17 protein-coding genes are annotated in these 20,951 nt (G+C 61.6%); 5 read left to right on the forward strand and 12 right to left on the reverse strand.

Annotated features, from left to right (window positions below):
• The first annotated feature begins 401 nt into the window (after positions 1 to 401).
• From SIAM614_RS02655 to SIAM614_RS02670, 4 genes are all read left to right on the forward strand, one after another.
• A complete protein-coding gene (locus tag SIAM614_RS02655; RefSeq protein WP_006931849.1) occupies positions 402 to 3,734 on the forward strand; it encodes a transglutaminase family protein in 3,333 nt (1,110 codons plus the stop codon).
• A gap of 33 nt (positions 3,735 to 3,767) precedes the next feature.
• Positions 3,768 to 6,173, forward strand: coding sequence for a circularly permuted type 2 ATP-grasp protein (locus tag SIAM614_RS02660; protein ID WP_006931850.1), 2,406 nt, complete (start codon positions 3,768 to 3,770; stop codon positions 6,171 to 6,173).
• Between the two features lie 42 nt (positions 6,174 to 6,215).
• On the forward strand, positions 6,216 to 7,091 hold the full coding sequence (locus SIAM614_RS02665) for a transglutaminase family protein (protein ID WP_006931851.1): 876 nt from the start codon (positions 6,216 to 6,218) through the stop codon (positions 7,089 to 7,091).
• A 138-nt stretch (positions 7,092 to 7,229) separates the two neighbouring features.
• Positions 7,230 to 8,666: a serine protease gene (locus SIAM614_RS02670; RefSeq protein ID WP_006931852.1), complete on the forward strand. Its 1,437-nt coding sequence runs from the start codon at positions 7,230 to 7,232 to the stop codon at positions 8,664 to 8,666.
• 41 nt (positions 8,667 to 8,707) lie between these two features.
• Here the strand turns inward: SIAM614_RS02670 and SIAM614_RS02675 are convergent, their stop codons facing one another.
• The 10 genes from SIAM614_RS02675 to SIAM614_RS02720 all read right to left on the reverse strand — a co-directional run bounded on the left by SIAM614_RS02675 (position 8,708) and on the right by SIAM614_RS02720 (position 19,545).
• Positions 8,708 to 9,766 (reverse strand): ABC transporter ATP-binding protein, encoded by a 1,059-nt coding sequence (locus SIAM614_RS02675; protein WP_006931854.1) that lies wholly within the window; start codon positions 9,764 to 9,766, stop codon positions 8,708 to 8,710.
• A gap of 10 nt (positions 9,767 to 9,776) precedes the next feature.
• The gene (locus SIAM614_RS02680) at positions 9,777 to 11,066 is read right to left on the reverse strand and encodes an MGH1-like glycoside hydrolase domain-containing protein (protein ID WP_006931855.1); all 1,290 of its coding nucleotides are present in this window, start codon (positions 11,064 to 11,066) and stop codon (positions 9,777 to 9,779) included.
• Positions 11,067 to 11,109: 43 nt separating this feature from the next.
• Positions 11,110 to 12,342 (reverse strand): carbohydrate ABC transporter permease, encoded by a 1,233-nt coding sequence (locus tag SIAM614_RS02685; protein WP_006931856.1) that lies wholly within the window; start codon positions 12,340 to 12,342, stop codon positions 11,110 to 11,112.
• Positions 12,339 to 13,643, reverse strand: a complete 1,305-nt coding sequence (locus SIAM614_RS02690; protein ID WP_040439134.1) for a carbohydrate ABC transporter permease — start codon at positions 13,641 to 13,643, stop codon at positions 12,339 to 12,341. Before SIAM614_RS02690 ends, SIAM614_RS02685 begins: the two co-directional genes overlap by 4 nt.
• 201 nt (positions 13,644 to 13,844) lie before the next feature.
• Entirely contained in the window at positions 13,845 to 15,194 is a 1,350-nt protein-coding gene (locus SIAM614_RS02695; RefSeq protein WP_006931858.1) for an ABC transporter substrate-binding protein, read from the reverse strand.
• Position 15,195: 1 nt separating this feature from the next.
• Positions 15,196 to 15,993 (reverse strand): substrate-binding domain-containing protein, encoded by a 798-nt coding sequence (locus tag SIAM614_RS30420; protein ID WP_229597934.1) that lies wholly within the window; start codon positions 15,991 to 15,993, stop codon positions 15,196 to 15,198.
• On the reverse strand, positions 15,990 to 16,301 hold the full coding sequence (locus SIAM614_RS32695; protein WP_040438993.1) for a LacI family DNA-binding transcriptional regulator: 312 nt from the start codon (positions 16,299 to 16,301) through the stop codon (positions 15,990 to 15,992). The genes SIAM614_RS30420 and SIAM614_RS32695 overlap by 4 nt, the downstream gene beginning before the upstream one ends.
• Before the next feature lie 298 nt (positions 16,302 to 16,599).
• Positions 16,600 to 17,010 carry a D-ribose pyranase gene (rbsD, locus tag SIAM614_RS02710; RefSeq protein ID WP_006931868.1) on the reverse strand — a complete coding sequence of 137 codons (411 nt, stop codon included), beginning with the start codon at positions 17,008 to 17,010 and terminating at the stop codon, positions 16,600 to 16,602.
• A 26-nt stretch (positions 17,011 to 17,036) separates the two neighbouring features.
• On the reverse strand, positions 17,037 to 18,218 hold the full coding sequence (locus SIAM614_RS02715) for a GAK system CofD-like protein (RefSeq protein WP_006931870.1): 1,182 nt from the start codon (positions 18,216 to 18,218) through the stop codon (positions 17,037 to 17,039).
• A gap of 70 nt (positions 18,219 to 18,288) precedes the next feature.
• Positions 18,289 to 19,545, reverse strand: a complete 1,257-nt coding sequence (locus tag SIAM614_RS02720; RefSeq protein ID WP_006931876.1) for a glycerate kinase type-2 family protein — start codon at positions 19,543 to 19,545, stop codon at positions 18,289 to 18,291.
• 190 nt (positions 19,546 to 19,735) lie between these two features.
• Between SIAM614_RS02720 and SIAM614_RS02725 the strand changes: the two genes are divergently transcribed.
• A complete protein-coding gene (locus tag SIAM614_RS02725; protein ID WP_208983878.1) occupies positions 19,736 to 20,125 on the forward strand; it encodes a DUF427 domain-containing protein in 390 nt (129 codons plus the stop codon).
• A gap of 65 nt (positions 20,126 to 20,190) precedes the next feature.
• Here SIAM614_RS02725 and SIAM614_RS02730 read toward each other — a convergent pair whose 3' ends face one another.
• Together SIAM614_RS02730 and SIAM614_RS02735 are read right to left on the reverse strand one after the other, a co-directional pair.
• The gene (locus SIAM614_RS02730) at positions 20,191 to 20,562 is read right to left on the reverse strand and encodes a hotdog family protein (RefSeq protein ID WP_006931878.1); all 372 of its coding nucleotides are present in this window, start codon (positions 20,560 to 20,562) and stop codon (positions 20,191 to 20,193) included.
• Positions 20,559 to 20,948 (reverse strand): MaoC/PaaZ C-terminal domain-containing protein, encoded by a 390-nt coding sequence (locus SIAM614_RS02735; RefSeq protein WP_006931880.1) that lies wholly within the window; start codon positions 20,946 to 20,948, stop codon positions 20,559 to 20,561. Before SIAM614_RS02735 ends, SIAM614_RS02730 begins: the two co-directional genes overlap by 4 nt.
• Positions 20,949 to 20,951: the final 3 nt, after the last annotated feature.

A 20,951-nucleotide genomic window follows, 5' to 3' on the forward strand; every position in this document is an offset into this window, starting at 1 on the left:
AAGCATTTGCACGCACTTCAGTCGGTCAACACCCAAGATTGTCAGGAACAGGCCCTCAAGACTGCCTGCGAAGGAACCGGGTTCGGCAGGAGAACTGCCACCAGGCCATTTGCAGGCAGGCGGCACCTTGATCCGATTTTCTTAATCAAAGCAAAATCAGCGCTGAAAAAGCACGTTTCAAAACCGGCGTCACCGGAAGGCTCACGGCGTGCTTAACGAACCCTGACCGGCTGATCGGGGGTGCGCTTGACCACCTGCCCGAGCGTCAGCGCTGCTGTCAACACACGACGCTCCGGCCGGTTTGCAAGGCCAAACTGCCTACAGAAAGACGTGGTTATACGTTTGATTTTGTGAAAACCTGAGACACGCGCCTTGAAACGGACACTACCGGGATCCTGTTAATGTCAATTCGTGCAAGCATTTATCATCTCACCCATTACCGATACGACCGTCCAGTTACGTTAAGCCCGCAGATCATTCGCCTGCGGCCGGCCCCTCACAGCCGCACCCGGGTCCTCTCTCACTCGCTCAAGGTTTCGCCGCAAGGACACTTCGTCAATCACCAGCAGGACCCCTACGGCAACTGGCTGTCCCGCTTCGTGTTTCCCGAACCTGTGCGCGAATTCAAGATCGAGGTGGATCTGGTCGCCGACATGGCCGTCTATAATCCGTTCGATTTCTTCATCGAGGAAAGCGCGGAGGAATGGCCCTTCGACTATCCGCCGGAACTTCGCGAGGATCTCCAGATCTACCGGCGGCTCGACCCGACCGGGCCGCGCATGACCGCATTCCTGGAAACCGTCCCGAAGGATCGCCTGAGAACCGTCGACTTCATCGTCGGGCTGAATGCCAAAGTCTCCCAGACCGTCAACTACGTCATCCGCATGGAGCCCGGCGTCCAGACACCGGAAGAAACCTTCGAGAAAGGCACCGGGTCCTGCCGCGATTCCACCTGGCTGCTGGTGCAGGCTCTGCGCCATCTCGGCTTTGCCGCAAGGTTTGTCTCCGGGTATCTCATCCAGTTGAAGCCGGACCTCGAAGCACTGGACGGCCCCTCCGGCACCGACCACGACTTCACCGATCTGCACGCCTGGGCCGAGGTTTTCCTGCCCGGTGCCGGCTGGATCGGACTGGACCCCACCTCCGGACTGCTTGCAGGCGAAAGCCACATTCCGCTGGCCGCGACACCGCATTACGTCAACGCTGCGCCGATTGTCGGCATGGCGAGCAAGGCGGAGGTCGACTTTTCCTTCGACATGAAGGTCGCCCGAGTTGCCGAACATCCGCGCATCACCAAACCGTTTTCCGACGACGCCTGGGCCGCGCTCAATCAGCTCGGTGCCAAGGTCGACCGTATCCTGTCGCAGGAAGATGTTCGCCTCACCATGGGCGGCGAGCCGACCTTCGTCTCGATCGACGATTTCGAAGCCGCAGAATGGAACACCGACGCGGTCGGCCCGACCAAACGCCAGAAGGCGGACATTCTGATCCGCCGTCTGCGCGAACGGTTCGCCCCCGGCGGTTTCCTGCATTACGGCCAGGGGAAATGGTATCCGGGCGAAACATTGCCCCGCTGGACCTTTTCGCTCTACTGGCGGCGCGACGAAAAACCCATCTGGAAAGACCCGGCCCTGATCGCCGAAGAAGGCGACGACACCAAAGCCGGCGCCGAACAGGCAGAAGCGCTGCTGCAGGAGATTGCGACAAAGCTGGAAATCGATCCGGACTATGTCGTGCCTGCCTACGAGGACCCGGCGGTCTGGCTGGTGAAGGAAGCCAACCTGCCGGAAAACGTCACCCCGAAAAACTCCAAGCTGGAGGATGCCGAAGCCCGGCATCGCATCGCGCGCGTCTTCGACCGGGGGCTGACCGAACCTGCCGGCCATGTGCTGCCGATCCAGCGATGGCAGTCGAAGGCTAGCGGACACCGCTGGCGGTCCGAGCGCTGGAAACTGCGCCGTGATGCACTGTTCCTCGTTCCCGGAGACAGCCCCGTCGGCTACCGCCTGCCGCTGGAATCCCTGCCCTATGTCCCACCGGCCCGGTACCCCTACACCAACATCGCCGACCCGACTGTGCCGCGCGACCCTCTGCCGGAGTTTCCCGCCGGTCAACGCGCCGACCGCAAGCAGAATGTCGCCCATTTCACCGCTGCTGAAGGCCAGCAGGACCGGCAGGAGCAGACCCTGCCGGAGGGTGAACTCGGCGAAGCGTCCGTCAGAACCGCTCTGTCAGTGGAAGCCCGCGACGGACGGTTGTGTGTCTTCATGCCGCCGGTGGAGCGGATCGAGGACTATCTGGAACTGATTTCGGTTGCGGAAGCCGCCGCGGCCGATCTCGACCTGCCGGTCCACATCGAAGGGTATCCGCCCCCGACCGACCCGCGCATGAATGTCATCCGCGTCGCACCCGATCCAGGCGTGATCGAGGTCAACATCCACCCCGCGGCCAACTGGCAGGACTGTGTCGCCATTACCGAAGGCGTCTACGAGGAAGCCCGCCAGTCACGGCTCGGGGCCGACAAATTCATGATCGACGGCAAGCACACCGGTACCGGTGGCGGCAACCACGTAGTGGTTGGCGGCGCGACGCCGCTCGACAGCCCGTTCCTGCGCCGGCCCGATCTTCTGCGCAGCCTGATCCTGCATTGGCAGCGCCATCCGAGCCTCTCCTATCTGTTCTCCGGCCTCTTCATTGGCCCGACGTCCCAGGCACCACGTGTTGACGAAGCCCGGCACGACGGCCTGTACGAGCTGGAAGTCGCCCTGGCCCAGATCCACCGCCCCAACGAAGGCGCTGCCCCGTTCCCGTGGCTGGTCGACAGGCTGCTGCGCAACCTTCTGGTGGATGTCACCGGCAACACCCACCGGGCGGAAATCTGCATCGACAAGCTCTACTCACCCGACGGCCCGACGGGGCGGCTGGGTCTGGTCGAGTTCCGCGGCTTCGAAATGCCGCCGGACCCGCGCATGAGCCTTGCCCAGCAACTGTTGCTGCGGGCCCTCATCGCGCGCCTGTGGCAGCAGCCGCTGTCCGGCAACCTGACCCGTTGGGGCACGGCCCTGCACGACCGTTTCATGCTGCCACATTATGTCTGGACGGATTTCCTCGATGTTCTGGGCGATCTGGAGCATCACGGCTTTCAGATGCGTCCGGACTGGTTCGAGGCCCAGGCGGAATTCCGTTTCCCCTTCTGCGGAGAGATTGAGGTGGACGGCGTGCACCTGGAGCTGCGCCAGGCGCTGGAACCCTGGCACGTCTTGGGCGAGACCGGCGCCATCGGCGGCACTGTGCGCTATACCGACAGTTCCACCGAACGCCTGCAGGTCAAGCTCACCACCAGCGATCCGGACCGCTATGCCGTCACCTGTAACCGCCGCACGTTGCCGCTGAGGAAAACCGAGACCAATGGTGTTTCAGTCGCCGGTGTCCGCTACAAGGCCTGGCAACCGGCCGTGGCACTGCATCCTGTGCATCCGGTCGACGCCCCGCTCACCTTCGATATATTCGACCGGTGGAGCGGCCGGGCGCTCGGTGGCTGCGTCTACCATGTTGCCCATCCGGGCGGGCGGAACTATGAAACGTTTCCCGTCAACGGAAACGAGGCAGAGGCCCGGCGCCTTGCCCGGTTCGAGCCGCACGGCCACACGCCCGGGCTCTATCTGCCGGGGCTGGAACGGCCGCATCCGGAGTTTCCGTTGACGTTGGACCTGCGCAGACCGCAGAATGTCTGACGGGCCGGCAGCCCCGCCGATTGGAAACGACGTATGAGCTTGGACGAAAACGCAGAACCCGGAGCGCTTCGCTACGGCCTCTTGAAGGCCTATCGTCACTTTCCGGATGTCTCGGACGAGCTGCTGTTTCCCGACGGGCGGGTGAGACCTGTCTGGCGGCCGTTTCTCGATCATCTGAGCGCATTGACGGCAGATGAAATCACCGAGCGGTTTGCGCGCGGCAATCAGTATCTGAACGATGCCGGTGTCTATTTCCGTCAGTACGGGCAGGATGGGGCCAACGAGCGCGAATGGCCACTGAGCCATATTCCGGTGATCATCAGCCAGGACGACTGGCAGGTGATCGCGGATGGCCTGACGCAGCGCGCCGAACTTCTGGAACAGGTCGTTGCCGACCTTTACGGCGACAACCGGCTGGTGGCGAATGGCTATCTGCCCGCAAGCCTGATTGCGCAAAGTCCCGAATGGCAGCGTCCGCTCGTAGGCATCAGGCCGAAATCGGGGCACTTTCTGCATTTCCTCTCGTTTGAGATCGGCCGCGGGCCCGACGGCACCTGGTGGGTCCTGTCCGACAGGGCCCAGGCGCCATCGGGCGCCGGTTTCGCCCTGGAAAACCGGGTCGCGACGGGGCGCGTCTTCAACGAATTCTTTGCCCGGGCAAACGTTCACCGGCTGGCCGGATTTTTCCGGCGGTTCCGCGATCACCTGGTCGAACTGCGCGGGGAGAGCGACAGCCGCGTTTCCATCCTGACGCCTGGTCCCCTGAACGACACCTATTTCGAGCATGCCTATATCGCCCGCTATCTCGGCTTCATGCTGCTGGAAGGCGAAGACCTGACGGTTGAAAACGGCAAGCTGATGGTGCGTACGGTTGCCGGCCTGAAGCCCGTCAGTGTTCTCTGGCGGCGCCTCGATGCCGGCTGGGCCGATCCGGTGGAGTTGAACGAAACCTCACAGATCGGCACACCGGGCCTTGTTCAGGCCGTGCGCAGTGGCGCGGTGACCATGATCAACGCACTCGGCACCGGCATCCTGGAAACGCGGGCGCTGCTGGCGTTCCTGCCGCGCATCAGCGAGCATCTGCTCGGCGAACCGCTGAAACTGCCGAATGTCGCGACCTGGTGGTGCGGCGAAGAGGGAACGAAAGCCTACGTGAAGGAACACGCAGAGGGCATGATGTTCAGCCCCGCTCTGTCGACCGCCCTGCCTTTCACCTCCTCCCAGACCGACTTTATCGGCAAGGATTTCGGCAAGTTCCACAAGGGCATTCTGGAAACCTGGATCGACAGCAAGAGCGACAAGCTCGTCGGACAGGAAGCCGTCACCCTGTCGACAACGCCGGCCTACGACAACGGTCTTCTGGTTCCCCGGCCGATGAGCCTGCGGGTGTTCCTTGCCCGGACCGCCAACGGCTGGGAAGTGATGGCAGGTGGCTTTGCCCGGATCGGCCAGACGGAAGATGTCAGCGCCATTGCCATGCAGTCCGGCGGGTCCGCCGCCGATGTCTGGATCGTCGGTGGCCAGAAGCAGCACAAGGAAACCCTGCTTCACCAGACGGAATCGCCGTTCTTCAAATCGCAGACCGGCTCGCTGCCCTCTCGCGCAGCCGACAACCTGTTCTGGCTCGGTCGCTATGTGGAACGGGCGGAAGGCGCAGTGCGGCTGCTGCGGGCCTATCATGCCCGCCTGATGGAAACGGCAGACCCGGAGGCCCCACTTGTCGCCCTGACGGCGGACTATCTCGACAAGATCGGCATGTCACCGGCCGAACCGGTTCCGGCGGGTTTATGCGACATGCTGCAATCTGCCGTCGCCAGCGCGGCGAAGGTGCGCGACCGGTTTTCCGTCGACGGCTGGCTGGCGCTCAACGACCTGGCCCAGACTGCAAACGGCGTCAGGCGCACGATGCATGCCAATGCCGACGTCACACGGGCCATGGGCCTGCTCCTGCGCAAGATCACCGGCTTTTCGGGCCTCGTGCATGAGAACATGTACAGGTTCATCGGCTGGCGCTTTTTGTCCATCGGCCGCGCATTGGAACGTGCCCACCGGATGGCCGATCTCCTGTCGGTCTTCACCGCCAAGGATGCACCGGAAGGCTCTCTTGAACTGCTGCTGGAGGTTGGCGACAGCGCCATGTCCATGAGCCGGCGTTATGCGGTTTCCCTCAGCCACGCCACGGTGCTGGACCTTCTGGCGATGGACACGCAGAACCCGCGTGCGGTGCTCTATCAGCTCACCGACATGAAAGATCATATCGGCGTGCTGCCCAACGCGACGGAAAACGGACACCTGTCGGAGCTGGCCCGCTCCGTCCTGCAGGTTCATACCCTTCTGGCAATCGCCACCCCGGATACCCTGACACCGGACTCTCTTGCCGATCTGCGGGACCAGATTGCCTATCTCTCCGTGGAGCTGACCGATGCCTATATCCGCTGACATACGGCCGCGTTTCCACAACTCGCCCGACGTGAGGCACCCTTGCTCTACGATGTAACGCTTGAAATTACCTATGATTATGCCAGTCCGGCCAACTACGGTCATCACGCGCTCAGGCTGATGCCGGCAACCATTCCCGGTGAGCAGAAGTTGCTGTCCGGGCAGATCCACATCGTGCCCGGCCCGTCCGAGCGGCACGACCGGGTGGACTTCTTCGGCAATGCCGTCACGGATGTCGCCTACCGCCGCAGCCACAGCGACCTCGCTTTCAAGCTCAAGGCCCGGATCGACAGAACCGCAATGCCGGAAGAACTCGACATTTCTCCACCGCTGAGCGCCCTGCCGAAGGAACTCTCCGCAGTCCAGTCCCTGGCGCCCAAGGCACCGGTTCATTTCCTGTCCGCCTCCCCGCGTCTGCCCCTCGACCCTGCCTTCGCGGTCTATGCGCAGGATCTCGTGGAACCGGGAATGAGCACGATTTCAGCCGTGGAAGCCATCGGCGAGGCCTTGAACAGGGACATGCGTTTCGACGCTGAGGCCACGACAGTCGACACCCCGGCCATCGAGGCCTTCGAGCGCCGCCACGGCGTCTGCCAGGATTTTTCGCATATCATGATCGCCTGCCTGCGAAGCATCGGAATACCGGCAGGCTATGTCAGCGGTTTTCTGCGGACCATCCCGCCGGAAGGCCAGGAACGGCTGGAGGGTGCCGACGCCATGCATGCCTGGATCATGGCCTGGTGCGGCATCGAGATCGGCTGGATCGAATACGATCCAACGAACGCGCTGCGGGTCGGCCAGGATCACATTGTTGTCGCCCACGGCCGTGACTATGGCGATGCAGCGCCGGTAAAGGGCGTCTTGCGCACGTCCGGGTCTCAATCGACCGATCACAAGGTCGATGTTGTTCCGCTTTGAAACAAGCCGTTATCCGGTCGTTTCCTCTGAATATTGCCTTTGGATATTATCGTAAGATATCCCCGGCTGAGCCGGGCGAACCTGTTTCCATCAGGGCCGATTTGGTAAAATGTGGAACGCGACCAAGGGGAGTTGGTTATGCGTTCTTTGCTTCATGCCATCGTGTTTTTGCTGGTCTCGGCCGGTACCGTTCAGGCAGGTTATGACCAGTCCAGGGACTGGTTCCATGCCAAGGACTGGCGAGAACGGGTCCGCATCCAGTTTCTGCTGGTTTTCACCGGCGATTACGCCTCCCAGGTGGACGGCACCTTTGGCAAGCTCACCTTTAACGCTCTGACCACATTCCAGAAACATCGGGAGTTCTATCCGGACGGTGTGCTCGATGACGAGCAGATGCAGATCCTTCAACGCGACGGTCTCGACCTTGTCGAACGGGTCGGCTTCGAAACCTATAAGGATGCGATTGCCGGACTGCAGCTTGGCGTTCCGGGCAAACTCTTCGAGCCGTCCACCCAGACACAGCGCGGGCACCTGTGGCGGGTCTATGACAACAGCATCGAACTTGAAACGCTGCAGGTCCCGAAAGACGAGACCGCCTATGCGGCCCTCTACAAGCGCCTGACCGACACCAGCGACGGCAGGACCGTGGAGCACAAGCAGTTCCGCAACGATTACTTCGTCGTTTCCGGCCGGCACAACGGACGCGATTTCTATCTGCGCATGATGAAGACCTCTTCGGACAGCCGTGGTTTCTCGCTGACCTGGCAGGCGCGGCATGCCGTCTTCATGGACCGGGTAGCCGTCGCGATGTCGAACAGCATGACGTTTTTCGACGGAACCGATGAGGAGAAACTGGACGCGGTCACATCGGCGCCCGCACTGGAGCTTCCCGAACCCGATAGCCGCAGCGATCCGCTGCCCAAGGGAGCGCGCAAGGATGTTCCCGGCCGCAAGACCTCTTCATCCGGCAGCGGCTATTTCCTGACCACGGAAGGCCACATCGGTACCAATGCGCATGTGGTTGGCAACTGCCGGTCGCTGGATATTCCCGGCCACGGAACCGCAAGACTGGTGAAGGCCGATACGGAAAACGATCTTGCGATCCTGCAGCTCGACAGCAGAAAATCGGAGCATGCCGCGCAATTCCGCTCCGAACAGCCGATTGTGCGCGGCGAGGAAATCTTCGTGATCGGCTACCCGTTTGCCCAGATCCTGGACAACAACCTGAACTTCACTCCCGGCATGATCTCGTCACTGGCGGGCGTGAAGGGCGACAGCCGTCAGTTCATGCTGACGGCCCCTGTCCAGCCCGGCAATTCAGGTGGCCCGGTTCTTGACCGCACCGGAGCCGTCGTCGGCACCGTGGTGTCCCGTCTCGACACGTTCAAGACGCTGAAGCTCGCCGGTGATCTGCCGGAGAACGTGAACTTCGCCGTGCGCGGAAAGCTGATGGCGCAGTTCATGGAAGATCTTGGCCTGTCACCGCGCTACAACACGATCACCAGCATCAAGAGCCCGACCAGGATTGACGAGGAAGCCTCGCAATACACCGTCCTGGTGCTCTGCCGGAACTGAGCCTGCCGAAAAGAGATCCCTTCGTTCCGGCAGGCCTGACTTCAGCGGATGGCCTTGTCCTCTGCATCGAAGAAGTGCAGGCGGCTTTCATCGAAGGTGAGACCGACACGGGTGCCTTCCTCCACTTCGTCCGCCCCGCTGATGCGCACCAGGATCGTGTCCAATCCGTCGAGTGCCACATAAAGGAAGGTGTCGGCCCCCAGGTATTCGGCAACTTCCACCGTGCCGCTGCAATGTCCTTCGCCCGGCGTGGTGATACCGATATGCTCCGGGCGGATGCCCAGTTTCACCGGCACCTGCGCGCCTCCGGCATGCGGATAGGGACCGCCGCCGTGCCCTCGCAGCGAAAACTGCCCCTCTTCCAGCGAACACGGCAGCACGTTCATCTTCGGCGAGCCGATGAACTGGGCAACGAACAGATTGTCCGGCCGCTCATAAAGTTCGCGCGGAGACCCGACCTGCTCGATCCGGCCGGCCTGCAACACCACGATCTTGTCGGCCAGCGTCATCGCCTCGACCTGGTCGTGGGTCACATAGATCATCGTGGTGCCAAGGCTCTTGTGAAGGCGGGCGACCTCGAAGCGCATTTCAACGCGCAGGGCTGCATCCAGGTTGGACAGAGGTTCATCGAACAGGAAGGCGCTCGGCTCGCGCACGATCGCACGGCCAATGGCCACCCGCTGGCGCTGACCGCCTGAAAGCGCCTTGGGGCGCCGGTCGAGATAGTCGTCCAGCTTCAGAACTTCGGCGGCCGCATTCACCTTGCGGTCGATCTCCGCCTTTGGAAAGCCTGCCGTCTTCAGGCCGAAGCCAACATTCTCGCGCACCGACATATGCGGATAAAGCGCATAGGACTGGAACACCATCGACAGCCCGCGCCCGGAAGGCGGCAGCGCCGTCACGTCCTTGCCGTCGATCTCGATGGCACCTCGACTGGTTTCCTCCAGGCCGGAAATCAGACGCAGCAGTGTCGATTTTCCGCAGCCGGATGGCCCGACAAAGATGACGAATTCGCCGTCCTTGATATCGAGGTCGATCCCCTTGATGACCTGCAGGTCGCCGAACCATTTTTCGACCTTGTTGAGCTGGATCGCTCCCATCGCGTCCCCCTTAAGCTGCCTGCTCGGCGTGTGAAGGCGAAGCCCAGGTCAGCCAGATGGCCGACGTCCAGGAGAACGATCGCCCACCTGCGCCCGCCCCCGTTTCCGGACTGAAATATTCGGCAAAGCCACCGGTTTCGATCAGCCGCGCCGTGTCAGCCCGCAACCGTTCGGCCCGGGCGGCATCGCCCGCTTCGGCAAAGCCCTTTGCGATCATGTAATTGATCATCGCCCATACCGGCCCGCGCCAATAGCGCAAGGGCTCGTAGCTGCGGTGGTTAGGATCGTAGGACGGCATCAGATAGTCGACTTTTGCCGCGATCCTGTCGAAATGGTCTTGAAGCGCAGCAAGCGTCTTCGGATCGTTGAGCCCTGCATAGAGCGCCAGGAAGGATGCGCTGGAGAGGCCGTCGGTCAGTTTGCCGCTGCGCTCGTCGAAAGCGACATGAGCCTTGACCTCATCGTTCCACAGCGTCCTGCTGCCTTTTTCCATCGCACCGATCCAGCCCCGGATCTCGTCGGCTTCCGCACTCCTGCCGAGTTTTTCAGCCAGCGCCAGAAGATCCCGGTTGGCACGCAGGAAGATGAAGGTCACACCCGGATCGGCGACGAAGAACGGGCAGGTCTCGGCAACCTTTTGCGGATCCCAGCCAACCTTGCGGCAGGCGGCGACGATGCTGAGGTAGCGGTCGTAATCCTCCTTGTGCGGCCGCATGGCCGGGTCCACATGTGAGGTATCCTTGCGCTCATAGGGACCAATGTCCTTCACCTCGACCGCGCGCAGCGCTTCATCCCAGTCCGGCAGGTTGTCCCGGCCGGATTCCCAGGGGTGGATAACGGCAATGACGCCAAGGTTTTCCGGGTCGCGATAGGCCAGATACCACCGATGCCAGGCCATCAGCTTGGGCAGCAGCGCTTCTGCCCGCTCCAGTGCCTTGCCGGTCCGGTCATCCTCCACCAGACTGTGAACGACGGACGCGGCCACCGGTGGCTGGGAATGTCCGGAACTCGGGATCGGGCCGCCATCGGTGCCCCACACGCTCGGCCCGGGAAAATAACTCGGGTCATCCTTGCGGAACAGGATGTGCGGCACCATCCCGTCGCGCCACTGACCCTCGAACAGCATTTCGATTTCCTGCCAGGCGCGGTCCTGATCGAATTCCGCGAACCCCAGCGCGACGAAGACGGAATCCCAGTTCCACTGGTACGGATAAAGCCCCTTTGTCGGGATCGTATATCCGCCCTGGTCATTTTCGGTCAGGATGGCCCTTGCCGCCTGGTCTAGATCTGTGTGTGCCACAGCAAACTCCCTTGGGCTCTTCACAGCCCCTTCTCTTGATCGTTCAACCCTTGACGCTGCCGGCCGTCAGGCCCTGGACAAGGAAACGTTCGAACCACAGGAAAATGAAAAGGACGGGCACGGTCGCAATCACCGCGCCCGCCATGAGATGCTGACGCGGCACCTCGGAGGAATTGAGGGACACAACTCCGCGCGACAGCGTGAAGATGTCCGGATCGTCCAGGAACATGAACGCGAACAGGAATTCGTTCCAGGCGATCATGAAGACGTAAAGCGAAACGGAGGCCAGCGCCGGCAGGGACAGCGGCAGGGTGATCTTCAGGATCACGCCGATGCGCGACAGCCCATCCATCAGCCCGGCTTCTTCCAGTTCGGACGGCAGACCGCGGAAGTAGCCCTGCAGCATGTAGAGCGCGACCGGGATCGTGGTGGCCGGATAGACGATGAGAAGGCCGGTGAGCGTATTGCGCAGGCCAAGCTGCGAGAACACCGCATAGAGCGGGATCACCAGAACAATGGCCGGCACCATGTAGATGAGCAGCACGGAGCGGGCGAGGAACGCCTGCCCCGGAAACCGCAAGCGCGACACAGCATAGGCGCCTGGCACCGAGAACAGAAGCGTCAGCACGACGGTTGCCACGGAAACGAAGGCGGACACCATCAGGTAGCGGCCGAAATTGAACTGGGTGAACAGCTCGACATAGGACCGGAACAGACCGCTGATGCCCTGACTGACATCGATCGACAGGTCCAGCGGGTTGGCGAGAAGTGCCTGCTGGCTTTTCAGCGACGTCATGATCATGACGTAGAACGGCAAGGCCACGATGATGGAAAAGACGACGAAGCCGATGCCCTTGGCAATGCGGATATAGACCACCTCGCGCTCGTAGCGCGACATGGCGCCAAGCTGGGCGCCGCTGAGACAGATGGCATTGGCACCGGCAACACCGACGATAAACAGCACCAGACCGAGGCCCTGCCACAACGTGTGCTGCCCAAGCGACAGACCGAAGGGAGCCGCGAAGGAGGCCGCGATCAGGACGACGAACAGGACAGCCGCCGACAGACCCCTGTCCGCCATTGCACCAGCGTGGCCCGTCGACTGCCGCCACACCAGAACAAGAGCACTGACAAGACCGGCAAGACCTGCGGCGGATGCCTGCGGCAGGGCCACGTCTCCTGTGACCAGCGTCAGCGTGACCCCGATCACCACCATGGCTGTTACGCCCCAGATGAGGCCCGTCAGGGCAACCAGAACGATGCTGCCGGGTTTCATAGCCCTTCCTCCTTCGGCGAGAAGCGGATGAACAGGGTGGCGAAGGTGACGAGGACGACGAACACGACAACCGCGACAGCCGCACCGGCGCCCAGATTGGACAGGGCGAAACCCTGTTCGTAGACATCGACGGTCAGCGTGCGGGTGCCCGCATTGCCGCCGGTCAGAAGGAAGATGTCGTCGAATTTGTTGAAGGTCCAGATGAAGCGCAGCAGGAACAGGACTGAGAGGATGCCCATGAGCTGCGGCAGCGACAGGTACCAGAATTGCTGCAAGGGCGTCGCCCCGTCCATTTCGGCAGCCTCGTACATATCCGTGTTGATCGACTGCATGCGCGCCAGGATGAACAGGAAAGACAGCGGGAAGTAGCGCCACGCCTCAAAGGCGATCACCGTCGTCAACGCCAGTGGAAACTCCATCGGAATGCCGAGGAAGGAAAACTCGATCGCCCGCTGCCCGAAGAAATTGATCGGATCGGCAATGACGCCCATCTTGGTCAAGAGGGCATTCAGCGTGCCGGAGAACGGGTCGAACAGCACCACCCAGGTAAAGGCGACGGCAATCACGGGCGAGACGTAGGGAAACAGGAACAGGCCGCGCAGGACACCCCGACCCGGAAAGGCCGTGTTCAGGAGCTGCGCCGCGAAGAGCCCCAGCACCAGGGCCCCGCCCGTGCCGAAGATTGTGTAGTAGAAGGTGATGCGCAGCACGGACCAGAATTCGTCCGCGCTGAAGATGCGGCTGAAGTTCTCGAACGTGAATTCGAAGTTGGTCAGCACGTTGTTGGCGTCCCCGGTAATCACGGGTTCGCTGGCCCGTTCGGGTCGATTTGCATCCAGAAATGCTTGTGAAACCGTTCCCACCAGCTCGACGTCGCCGCGCCAGCCGGGCGCCACCATGCCAAGGTCGCAGGTCATCTTCGAGCCGTTCAGCGAACAGCCTTCGGAGTGCGAGGTCACCGTGAAGCCTTCCGGCACCACATCGCTCAGCGTCACGTTGCGGATTTCCTCGTCCTGCGAGGAGTTGCGCAGCCGGTATTCCAGCCGGGCCTCGTCGCCCGGCGCTTTCGGCCGGCCACGCACCCGTTCGTTGACGAGCACGGTCGGCGGCCGCAGGTCTGCAAGCTGAACCGGTTTCACGCTGATCCAGAAATTGGCAAGCAAAGGTCCGGCAACAATCATCAGGATGATCGCAAATGTCGGTGCCAGCATCAGATAAGCCAGCCACATTTCGCGACGCTGCATCGGGCCGATGCCTTTCGGTGGCCCTGAGGACGCGTCGGCTTGGGATTTGGTGTTCATGTTTCCGCCCGGGGTCTTGATCCCGTTCTGCCGCTGGTACCGTTCCGGCACCAACCGGCAACTGTCTGGAGCTCCATCAGGACTGCGGACATGGCCGCAGCAGAAGATGGGGAAGGACCGGGCATCCGATAGACGCCCGGTCCGGGCCGTTATGTGCGGGCTTTCCCACCCCTAAGTGGGGTCTTGAGGGGTGGAAACGCGTTACTGGATCTTGGCCAGTTCTTCGTTGAGCTTGGCAACGGTTGCCGCTGCATCGCGCTCGTCGTCGATGTATTCACGCACCAGACGGTTCATCACCTGGCTGTTGATCATCTTGGACGCGAGCGAAAGCTGGCCTTCCTTGACGCCCCAGCGGCTGGCGGTGTCGAGACCGGACACGATGGTCTTGATGGTGTCCGCGTCGTAGAGATCCGTCAGCGGTGCCTTGCGGTCGACGCCGACCGGAAGCTTCGCCCAGCCATCGACGAATTCGGTCGCATTGTCGGCCGTACCGCGGCGGATCGGGAACTTGCCTTCCGGCGCAATCGACAGCGTCGAGAGGTATCCCTCGTCCATGGAAAATTCGACGAATTGCATGGCCGCTTCCGTGTCCGCATCGTTGGTGATGCCGAAATAACGGATGTCAGCCCAGGCAGCGCCATCGGGATTGGACGGACCGCTCAAGGTGGTGACGACACCGGTCTTGGACGCAAGCTCCTTGGAGGTCGGGTCACCGGTGATGGTCGGCGGGGCGCTGTCACGCAGGCCAGCAAGCTCATCGAGGATGAACGGCGACCAGATGACCATGGCTGCTTTGCCGGCAAAATAAAGTTCGCGCGACTGCTTCCAGAACAGGTCCCCCGGAGGCGATGCCTTGGCGATTGCCTTGTAGAACTCGAGTGCCTCGACGGTTTTCTTCTCGTCCAGCGGCTCGAAGCCTTCTTCGCCCACCGGGCTCACACCATTGGCCAGAAGCACATGCTCCAGCACCTGGCTCATGAAGTTTTCATCCACCTTGGTTGCGGCAACGAAGCCGAACATTTCGGGTGGATTATGCAGCTTTTCGACAGCCGCCAGAATGTCTTCATAGCTGTCCGGCGCAGCAAGACCGTTTTCTTCGAACAGGTCCTTGCGGTAGATCACCATCTGCGTCCAGCCGTCCACAGGGACGGAGGCAACGCCGTCTTCAACGGCGGCCATGGCAACCGCACCCGGTGCAAAGGTGTCAGCGCCCAGCTTCTCGAACACCTCGGTTGCAGCTTCGGTGTCCAGAATGCCGGCTTCAGCCCAGGGCAGCGCATATTGCAGCGTGTGATAGATGACGTCCGGCAAGTCACCGGCGGCAAAGGCTGCCGTGGTGCGCGTGCCGAGATCGGACTCGGTCACCGGAATGACATTCACCTCGATGCCCGTTTTTTCCTTGAACGCAGCGGCCATTTCTTCCTGCTTGGCCAGGCGCTCCGGCTGTTCTTCTGTCGTCCAGAACCGCAACGTCTCGGCCTGTGCGGCCGTCAGACCGAACGCGAGAACACCCGCGATGGTCGAGGCCAGAAATGTCGTCCTCCCAATCATATTACTCTCCCTTCCTGCCGGAATATGGCTGTTGGTTCAGCCGGTCGCGGAGCGCGCTTGCAAGCGCCTCCGATGAATTTGCCGGAGCGCCGTCGGAGGCGCGCCGGATCAGGCTTGCCTTGGCAAGGGCCTGCAGATCCGTGGGGTTCTTGCCGTCCAGAACGTCGATCAGCATGCGCGCAACCCTGCCGCCTGCTTCCTGCGCGCTCTGCGAAAATGTCGTCAGCGGCGGGTCCAGATATTCGCCCACCGGCAGGCCGTCATAACCGACGATGGTGACGTCAGAGCCGACCTTCAGACCGAACTTGCGGCAGAACTGGACCGCCCCGATGGCCAGGGCATCGGTCACGCACAAAAGGGCGGTCGGCGGCGCCTCAAGCGACAGCAGCGCCTCGGCCCCTGCAAAACCGCCCTTCTCGCTGAGCGGCTGGATGTTTTCGAGGTCCGGATCATGCGCAAGGCCCAGCGCCTCGAGGCCCTGCCGGTAACCGTCGCGCCGCTGAAGCGCGAAATTGAGTTCCATCGGACCGCCGATTAAGCCGATCCGCTCATGCCCGAGGCTGTAGAGATGGCGGACGCCATCGGCAAAGGCAGCCTCGTTGTCGATATCGAACCAGGCATAGCCGGCCGGATCGCGCGTTCGGCCGTGAGTGACAAAGGGGAAATTGTTCTCCCGCAGATAAGCGATGCGCGGATCGTCCACCTCCGTCCGGGTGACGATGAAGCCATCCACCTTGCGCCGGGCGATCAACCGCTTCACGGTTTCTATCATGTGTTCGCGTGAATGGGCCGTCGTCACCAGAAGGTCGAGCCCCAGTTCGTCGAGGGCCCTGGCGATGCCGTCGATGAATTCCGAAAGGATGGATCGGCGCCGCTGCCATGGCCAACGGGGATGACGATGCCGAGCGTGTCCTGGCGCCCGCGCTTCAGATTGCGGGCGGTGGCCGACGGCTGGTAGCCGAGATCCTGAACTGCTTTCAGGATGCGCTTGCGGGTGGCATCGGAAATATCGGTGTAATTGTTGAGGACCCGCGACACGGTTCCCTTCGCAACGCCCACATGGCGCGCCACGTCGTCAATAGTGACGGAATCGCGAAGTCGCGACATCGATCCTCCCTGCGAGCCTTTTTCGCTCCGGTCCCTGTCCGCCGCCGCTTTCGGCAACGGTTTGTTTTATTGAGAAAATTTTTACAAAACCGATTTTGTAAGTCAACAAAATCGGTTTCGGAGATGGAATATTTCTTTTTTGCAGAGCGGGAAGCAACTGAGGTTACAACGAAACATGCCGCTGCAACGTTTCGGAAAACAGAAAAGGGAGGAGCATTTCCGCTCCTTCCTTTGCAAGGATCAATCTCTGGTCACCGGCCTTTGAAACAGATCCGACCGCCAACGATTACGGCGAATGTCAGAACGGCACCCCGGAAACGAGAATCAGGTTGGCGTAAGGCGTGCACTCGCCGGTGCGGATAACGGCGCGTGCTTTCGAGCATCGTTCCTTGAAGTCCTCATGAGACATGCGGACGTGTTCGATGGGCTTGCCGGCATCGGCCGCCCAGTGCGCCAGCCGGACCTCGATCTGCGTAACGAGATCCTCCGAAGCTTCATCCGCGAAGACCGCCTGCTCGACAATCATCTCATCGGCCAGCGCTTCCAGGACATCGAAAAAACCCGGAACACCCGGGCTCACCGCCAGGTCGATCACACCGACATTGGCAGGCACCGGCAGGCCCGCATCCGCCAGGACGATTTCGTCCATATGGCCGAGCGAGGCGACCAGTTTGCTGAGGTGCCGGTTCAATAGCTTCGTACGTTTCATGGCCTTGTCCTGATGTTCGGGGGTGCTTACGTGAGAGAGACCAGCGTTTCGCACAGCGGCACGGGATCATAATAGGGTGCGGAGGCCTTGCTGACGAGGGCGAGCCGAACCACGGAAAGACCAAGATCCCGCAGCCCTTCCGTTTCACTTTCCGGAACCGCCTGGTCGACAATCACGAAATTCAGCAGCCGGTCCACCGGGCAGTCGCTGCCCGCGTCCCGCCTGAGATAGGCAAGCAGGGTCATCACCTTGCCCGCCACGCTCATGGTTCCGGTTTCCGGGTCATGCCCCGTTCCGGGCACATAGACCTTCGGCACCGTGCGTGCGGCGATGGCTTTTCCGACCCCAGTCGGCAAAAGGTTGGCAAGCAGGCTGGTGTAGAAGCTGCCAGGGGCATAGCAGATGATATCCGCGGACTGGATCAGGCTCCGGTTGCGGTCCGGAAAAACCGCCTCTGCCACATCCTTGCGGGACAGGCCCCGATTGAGGAAAAGGGATTTGATCGGCGACACCAGCGGCGGATGTTCCTTGCCGGTCAGAAGATGCTGGCCAATGACCACCTCGCCATTCTCCAGCTCCGCGCCCAGATGCAGGTTGTCGTCCGTGACGGCCCGCACGGTGCCCTGAACCCCCACCAGCTTGGCCACCAGAAAGATGATCGGTTCAAGCTGCTGGTTCTGGTTGAGATAGCCCCCGGCCAGGATCAGGTTGCCGATACTGGCGCCCCTGAGATCGAAACTATCCGGACGAGCGTTATCAAACATGCCCAACTGGTTCTGGATCAGCGTGCGCATCGGCTGCTCGATCGCCGCCACCAGAACATGCGTCCCGGCAATCATGCTTTCCAGCTCACCCGCAAGATCGGCTTGCGCCGCCGTTTTGGAAAACCGGTGCGTGAACAGGCGAAAGACATCCGGGTGACCGAGCACCGTCTCGTCGGCAAGGGCCATCAGCCGGCTTCTGAGATCGCCTATGGCCGGCATGTTGAAGGCAATGCGGAGACCTTGCGAGCTGCCGCCGCTATCGAAGGGTGTGACCAGATGAATGGAATTATGCGTATAGCGTTTCAGGCTCTGCGCAACACCGTTGAGGGCCGATCCCCCGCTGAAAAACAGCGTCCTCGGACCAAGCTTGGGGTTGGACAGAAACCGTTCGATCCGGAAGGGATCGGGCAGGCGCGCCACACGGGTGATGGTGATTTCAGTCAAGTCCTGTCCCTTGGGATGTCCGGCCAGATCAGCCAGGTAAAGGAAATGGGGCGCCTATCCGGCCAATGCGCTATCCGATCCATATGGCACGGAAATCATTGACATTCGTCAGTGTCGGTCCGGTGACAATCTGATCTCCGATCGTGTCGAAAAAGCGGTGAGCGTCATTGTTGAGCAACGCTTCTTCCACATGGGCACCGGCCGTGTCCGCCCGGGTGAGCGTATCGGGCCCGATAACGGCCCCGGCCACCTCCGCGGCGCCGTCCACCCCATCGGTATCGCAGGCAATCGCATGGATGCCCGGTGCACCACGCAAGGCGAAGGCCAGAGCCAGAGCATATTCGGCGTTGGGCCCGCCGACACCTTCACCGCGCCGGGTAACCGTCAGCTCGCCGCCGGACAGAAGCAGCAAGGGCCGGCTGCCCTCTGGCCGTTCACTTTGACGATTCAAGGCCAGTTCGGCATGGGCGCGTGCCACGTCCCGCGCCTCGCCTTCCAGCGCATCGCCCAGGATCTCGACATCGCAGCCTTCCGCCTCCGCAAGGCTTCTGGCAGCTTCCAGAGATTGTGACGGAGCCGCGAAGATGACATTCGACACGCGGCTGAGCTTTTCGTCATCCGGCTTCAGAACGCCGCTGCCCTCAGCCAGCACGTTCTGAACCGAGTCCGGAACCTCGATCTTCCACTGGTTCAGGATGGCCTTTGCATCGTCTGCCGTGCTTTCGTCACCAACCGTCGGACCAGACCCGATCTCGGCGGGATTGTCGCCGGGCACATCGGAAATTAGCAGGGCCAGCATCTTGGCCGGATAGGCAGCAGCAGCCAGCTGGCCGCCCTTCACCCGGCTCAGATGTTTGCGCACGACATTCATCTGGCCGATCGCAGCCCCGGAGGCCAGAAGCGCCTGATTGACCGCCTGCTTCTCGGCAAGCGTAATCTCTCCCGCAGGCGCGACAAGCAACGCCGAGGCGCCGCCGGACATCAGCGCCAGCACGAAGTCACCCTCACCCAGGCCGGAGACCAGCTCGATCATGCGCTCGGTTGCGACAAACCCCATTTCGTCCGGAACCGGATGCGCAGCTTCCACGATCTCGATGCCCTCGCACGGCCTCGCGTAGCCGTAGCGCGTGATCACCAGGCCTTCGCAAGGTCCCCAGACCTTTTCGACCGCCTCCGCCATGCGGGCGGAAGCCTTGCCTGCGCCGATCACCACAACGCGGCCTGCCGGCTTTTCCGGCAGAAACCCGGCGAGGCTCTGCATCGGGTCGGCCACTTCGACGGCCCGCAGAAACAACCGCTTCAAAAAATCCTGAACGCTTTCGGCCATGGCACCACTTCTTTCGTAAATCGTGTTGTCCTGTTTGAGCCCAGAACCGGAGGAATTATCAAGGCCGAAACGATGTCTTCCGGTCTGGCATGCCTCAAAACCCAGCGAAACTGTGTGCCGTGCAGCATAGAAATGTTTTGCGTTTTACCCCTGCAATCCACACATGAGCACCAATTCCACGGAGGACATGATGACAGCGCAGACAATGCCTGCCTTTGAAACGGCAATCCGCAATCCGAACGATCCCGGCCACCTGATGGTGATCAAGGATGTTCCCCGGCGCATCCGCATCTACCAGGGCGCGGCCCTGCTGGCGGACAGCATCAACGCAGTTCGCGTCCTTGAAATCGGCAAGTCTTTTTATGACCCCGTGATCTACGTGCCGGAAGCGGATCTCAAGACCCGGTTCGGGTACGTCGACAAATCCACCCATTGCCCCATCAAGGGCGATGCCAGCTACATTTCTCACGATGGTGAGGAGATTGGTTGGGTCTACCGCTCACCAGTGCCGATGGCAGAAAAACTGTCCGGGCATTATGCCTTCTGGCCGTCCAAGGTCCGGATCGTGGAAGGCGAGTAGAAGCCCGGGAACGCGCGTCCGCTCAGCCGAACGCCGCGCAGCAGTCGGAAACCTGAAACAATGGCTCAGCCCTTGCCGACATCCTCGACGTAGACCAGCGCCCGGCCCTGACAGATCCGGGTGCCGTCTTCGGCTTCGCAGACCGTTTCCAGGTCGACCAGGTGTTTTTCGGGCCGCAGGCGCGTGATGGTGACCGAGGCCGTCAACGTTTCCCCGACAGGTGCGGGCGCCAGAAATTCCAGGCTTTGCTTCAGGTAGTTGGTTCCCCTACCCGGCAGCTCAACCCCCAGCAGATAGGAGAACAGCCCGCCGATCAGCGGCCCCGGAACAGAAACCGGAACCTCTGTGGCGTTCCCGGCAAGCTGCGCGAAACCACGCATGTCGTCCTCTGTGTAGCTGCGCCTGACTTCCGCGCGCGCCCCGACTTCCAGGCTCATGACTGTCCTCCGAGTTTGCAGGAACCGGACAAGGTCACGGCACCATCCGCCGCGCGGGCAACTTCGATCATGATCAGATCCGCATCGTTCTCACTCGGCGTGAACGAGAACGTCAGCTCCTCGTCCGCATAGGCCGGGTTCGGAAACATCAAGGTCTGAACAGCATGGCTCCGCCCCGGATAGAGCGCTTCCAGATGCGCGAAGACCCGCGTGTAAAGCAGCATCCCGTGCGAGACTGTCCGGCCGAACCGGGTACGGCTGGAAAACTCGGGATCGACATGGATCGGATTGTCGTCACCGGACAGTTTTGCAAAGGCGTCGAAATCCTCCTGGCGGGGGATCCAGCGAAACGTCGCACCGTGCTGCGCGTCAGCGGTAAGGCTCATCGG

The organism is Roseibium aggregatum IAM 12614 (assembly GCF_000168975.1).
GTDB lineage: Bacteria > Pseudomonadota > Alphaproteobacteria > Rhizobiales > Stappiaceae > Roseibium > Roseibium aggregatum.

Excerpts from the sequence above, each read along its gene's own strand:
- SIAM614_RS02655 (WP_006931849.1), top strand. The coding sequence starts at position 402 with ATGTCAATTCGTGCAAGCATTTATCATCTCACCCATTACCGATACGAC.
- SIAM614_RS02660 (WP_006931850.1), top strand. The coding sequence starts at position 3,768 with ATGAGCTTGGACGAAAACGCAGAACCCGGAGCGCTTCGCTACGGCCTC.
- SIAM614_RS02670 (WP_006931852.1), top strand. The coding sequence starts at position 7,230 with ATGCGTTCTTTGCTTCATGCCATCGTGTTTTTGCTGGTCTCGGCCGGT.
- SIAM614_RS02675 (WP_006931854.1), bottom strand. The coding sequence starts at position 9,766 with ATGGGAGCGATCCAGCTCAACAAGGTCGAAAAATGGTTCGGCGACCTG.
- SIAM614_RS02685 (WP_006931856.1), bottom strand. The coding sequence starts at position 12,342 with ATGAAACCCGGCAGCATCGTTCTGGTTGCCCTGACGGGCCTCATCTGG.
- SIAM614_RS02690 (WP_040439134.1), bottom strand. The coding sequence starts at position 13,643 with ATGAACACCAAATCCCAAGCCGACGCGTCCTCAGGGCCACCGAAAGGC.
- SIAM614_RS02695 (WP_006931858.1), bottom strand. The coding sequence starts at position 15,194 with ATGATTGGGAGGACGACATTTCTGGCCTCGACCATCGCGGGTGTTCTC.
- SIAM614_RS32695 (WP_040438993.1), bottom strand. The coding sequence starts at position 16,301 with ATGTCGCGACTTCGCGATTCCGTCACTATTGACGACGTGGCGCGCCAT.
- rbsD (WP_006931868.1), bottom strand. The coding sequence starts at position 17,010 with ATGAAACGTACGAAGCTATTGAACCGGCACCTCAGCAAACTGGTCGCC.
- SIAM614_RS02720 (WP_006931876.1), bottom strand. The coding sequence starts at position 19,545 with ATGGCCGAAAGCGTTCAGGATTTTTTGAAGCGGTTGTTTCTGCGGGCC.
- SIAM614_RS02725 (WP_208983878.1), top strand. The coding sequence starts at position 19,736 with ATGACAGCGCAGACAATGCCTGCCTTTGAAACGGCAATCCGCAATCCG.
- SIAM614_RS02730 (WP_006931878.1), bottom strand. The coding sequence starts at position 20,562 with ATGAGCCTGGAAGTCGGGGCGCGCGCGGAAGTCAGGCGCAGCTACACA.
- SIAM614_RS02735 (WP_006931880.1), bottom strand. The coding sequence starts at position 20,948 with ATGAGCCTTACCGCTGACGCGCAGCACGGTGCGACGTTTCGCTGGATC.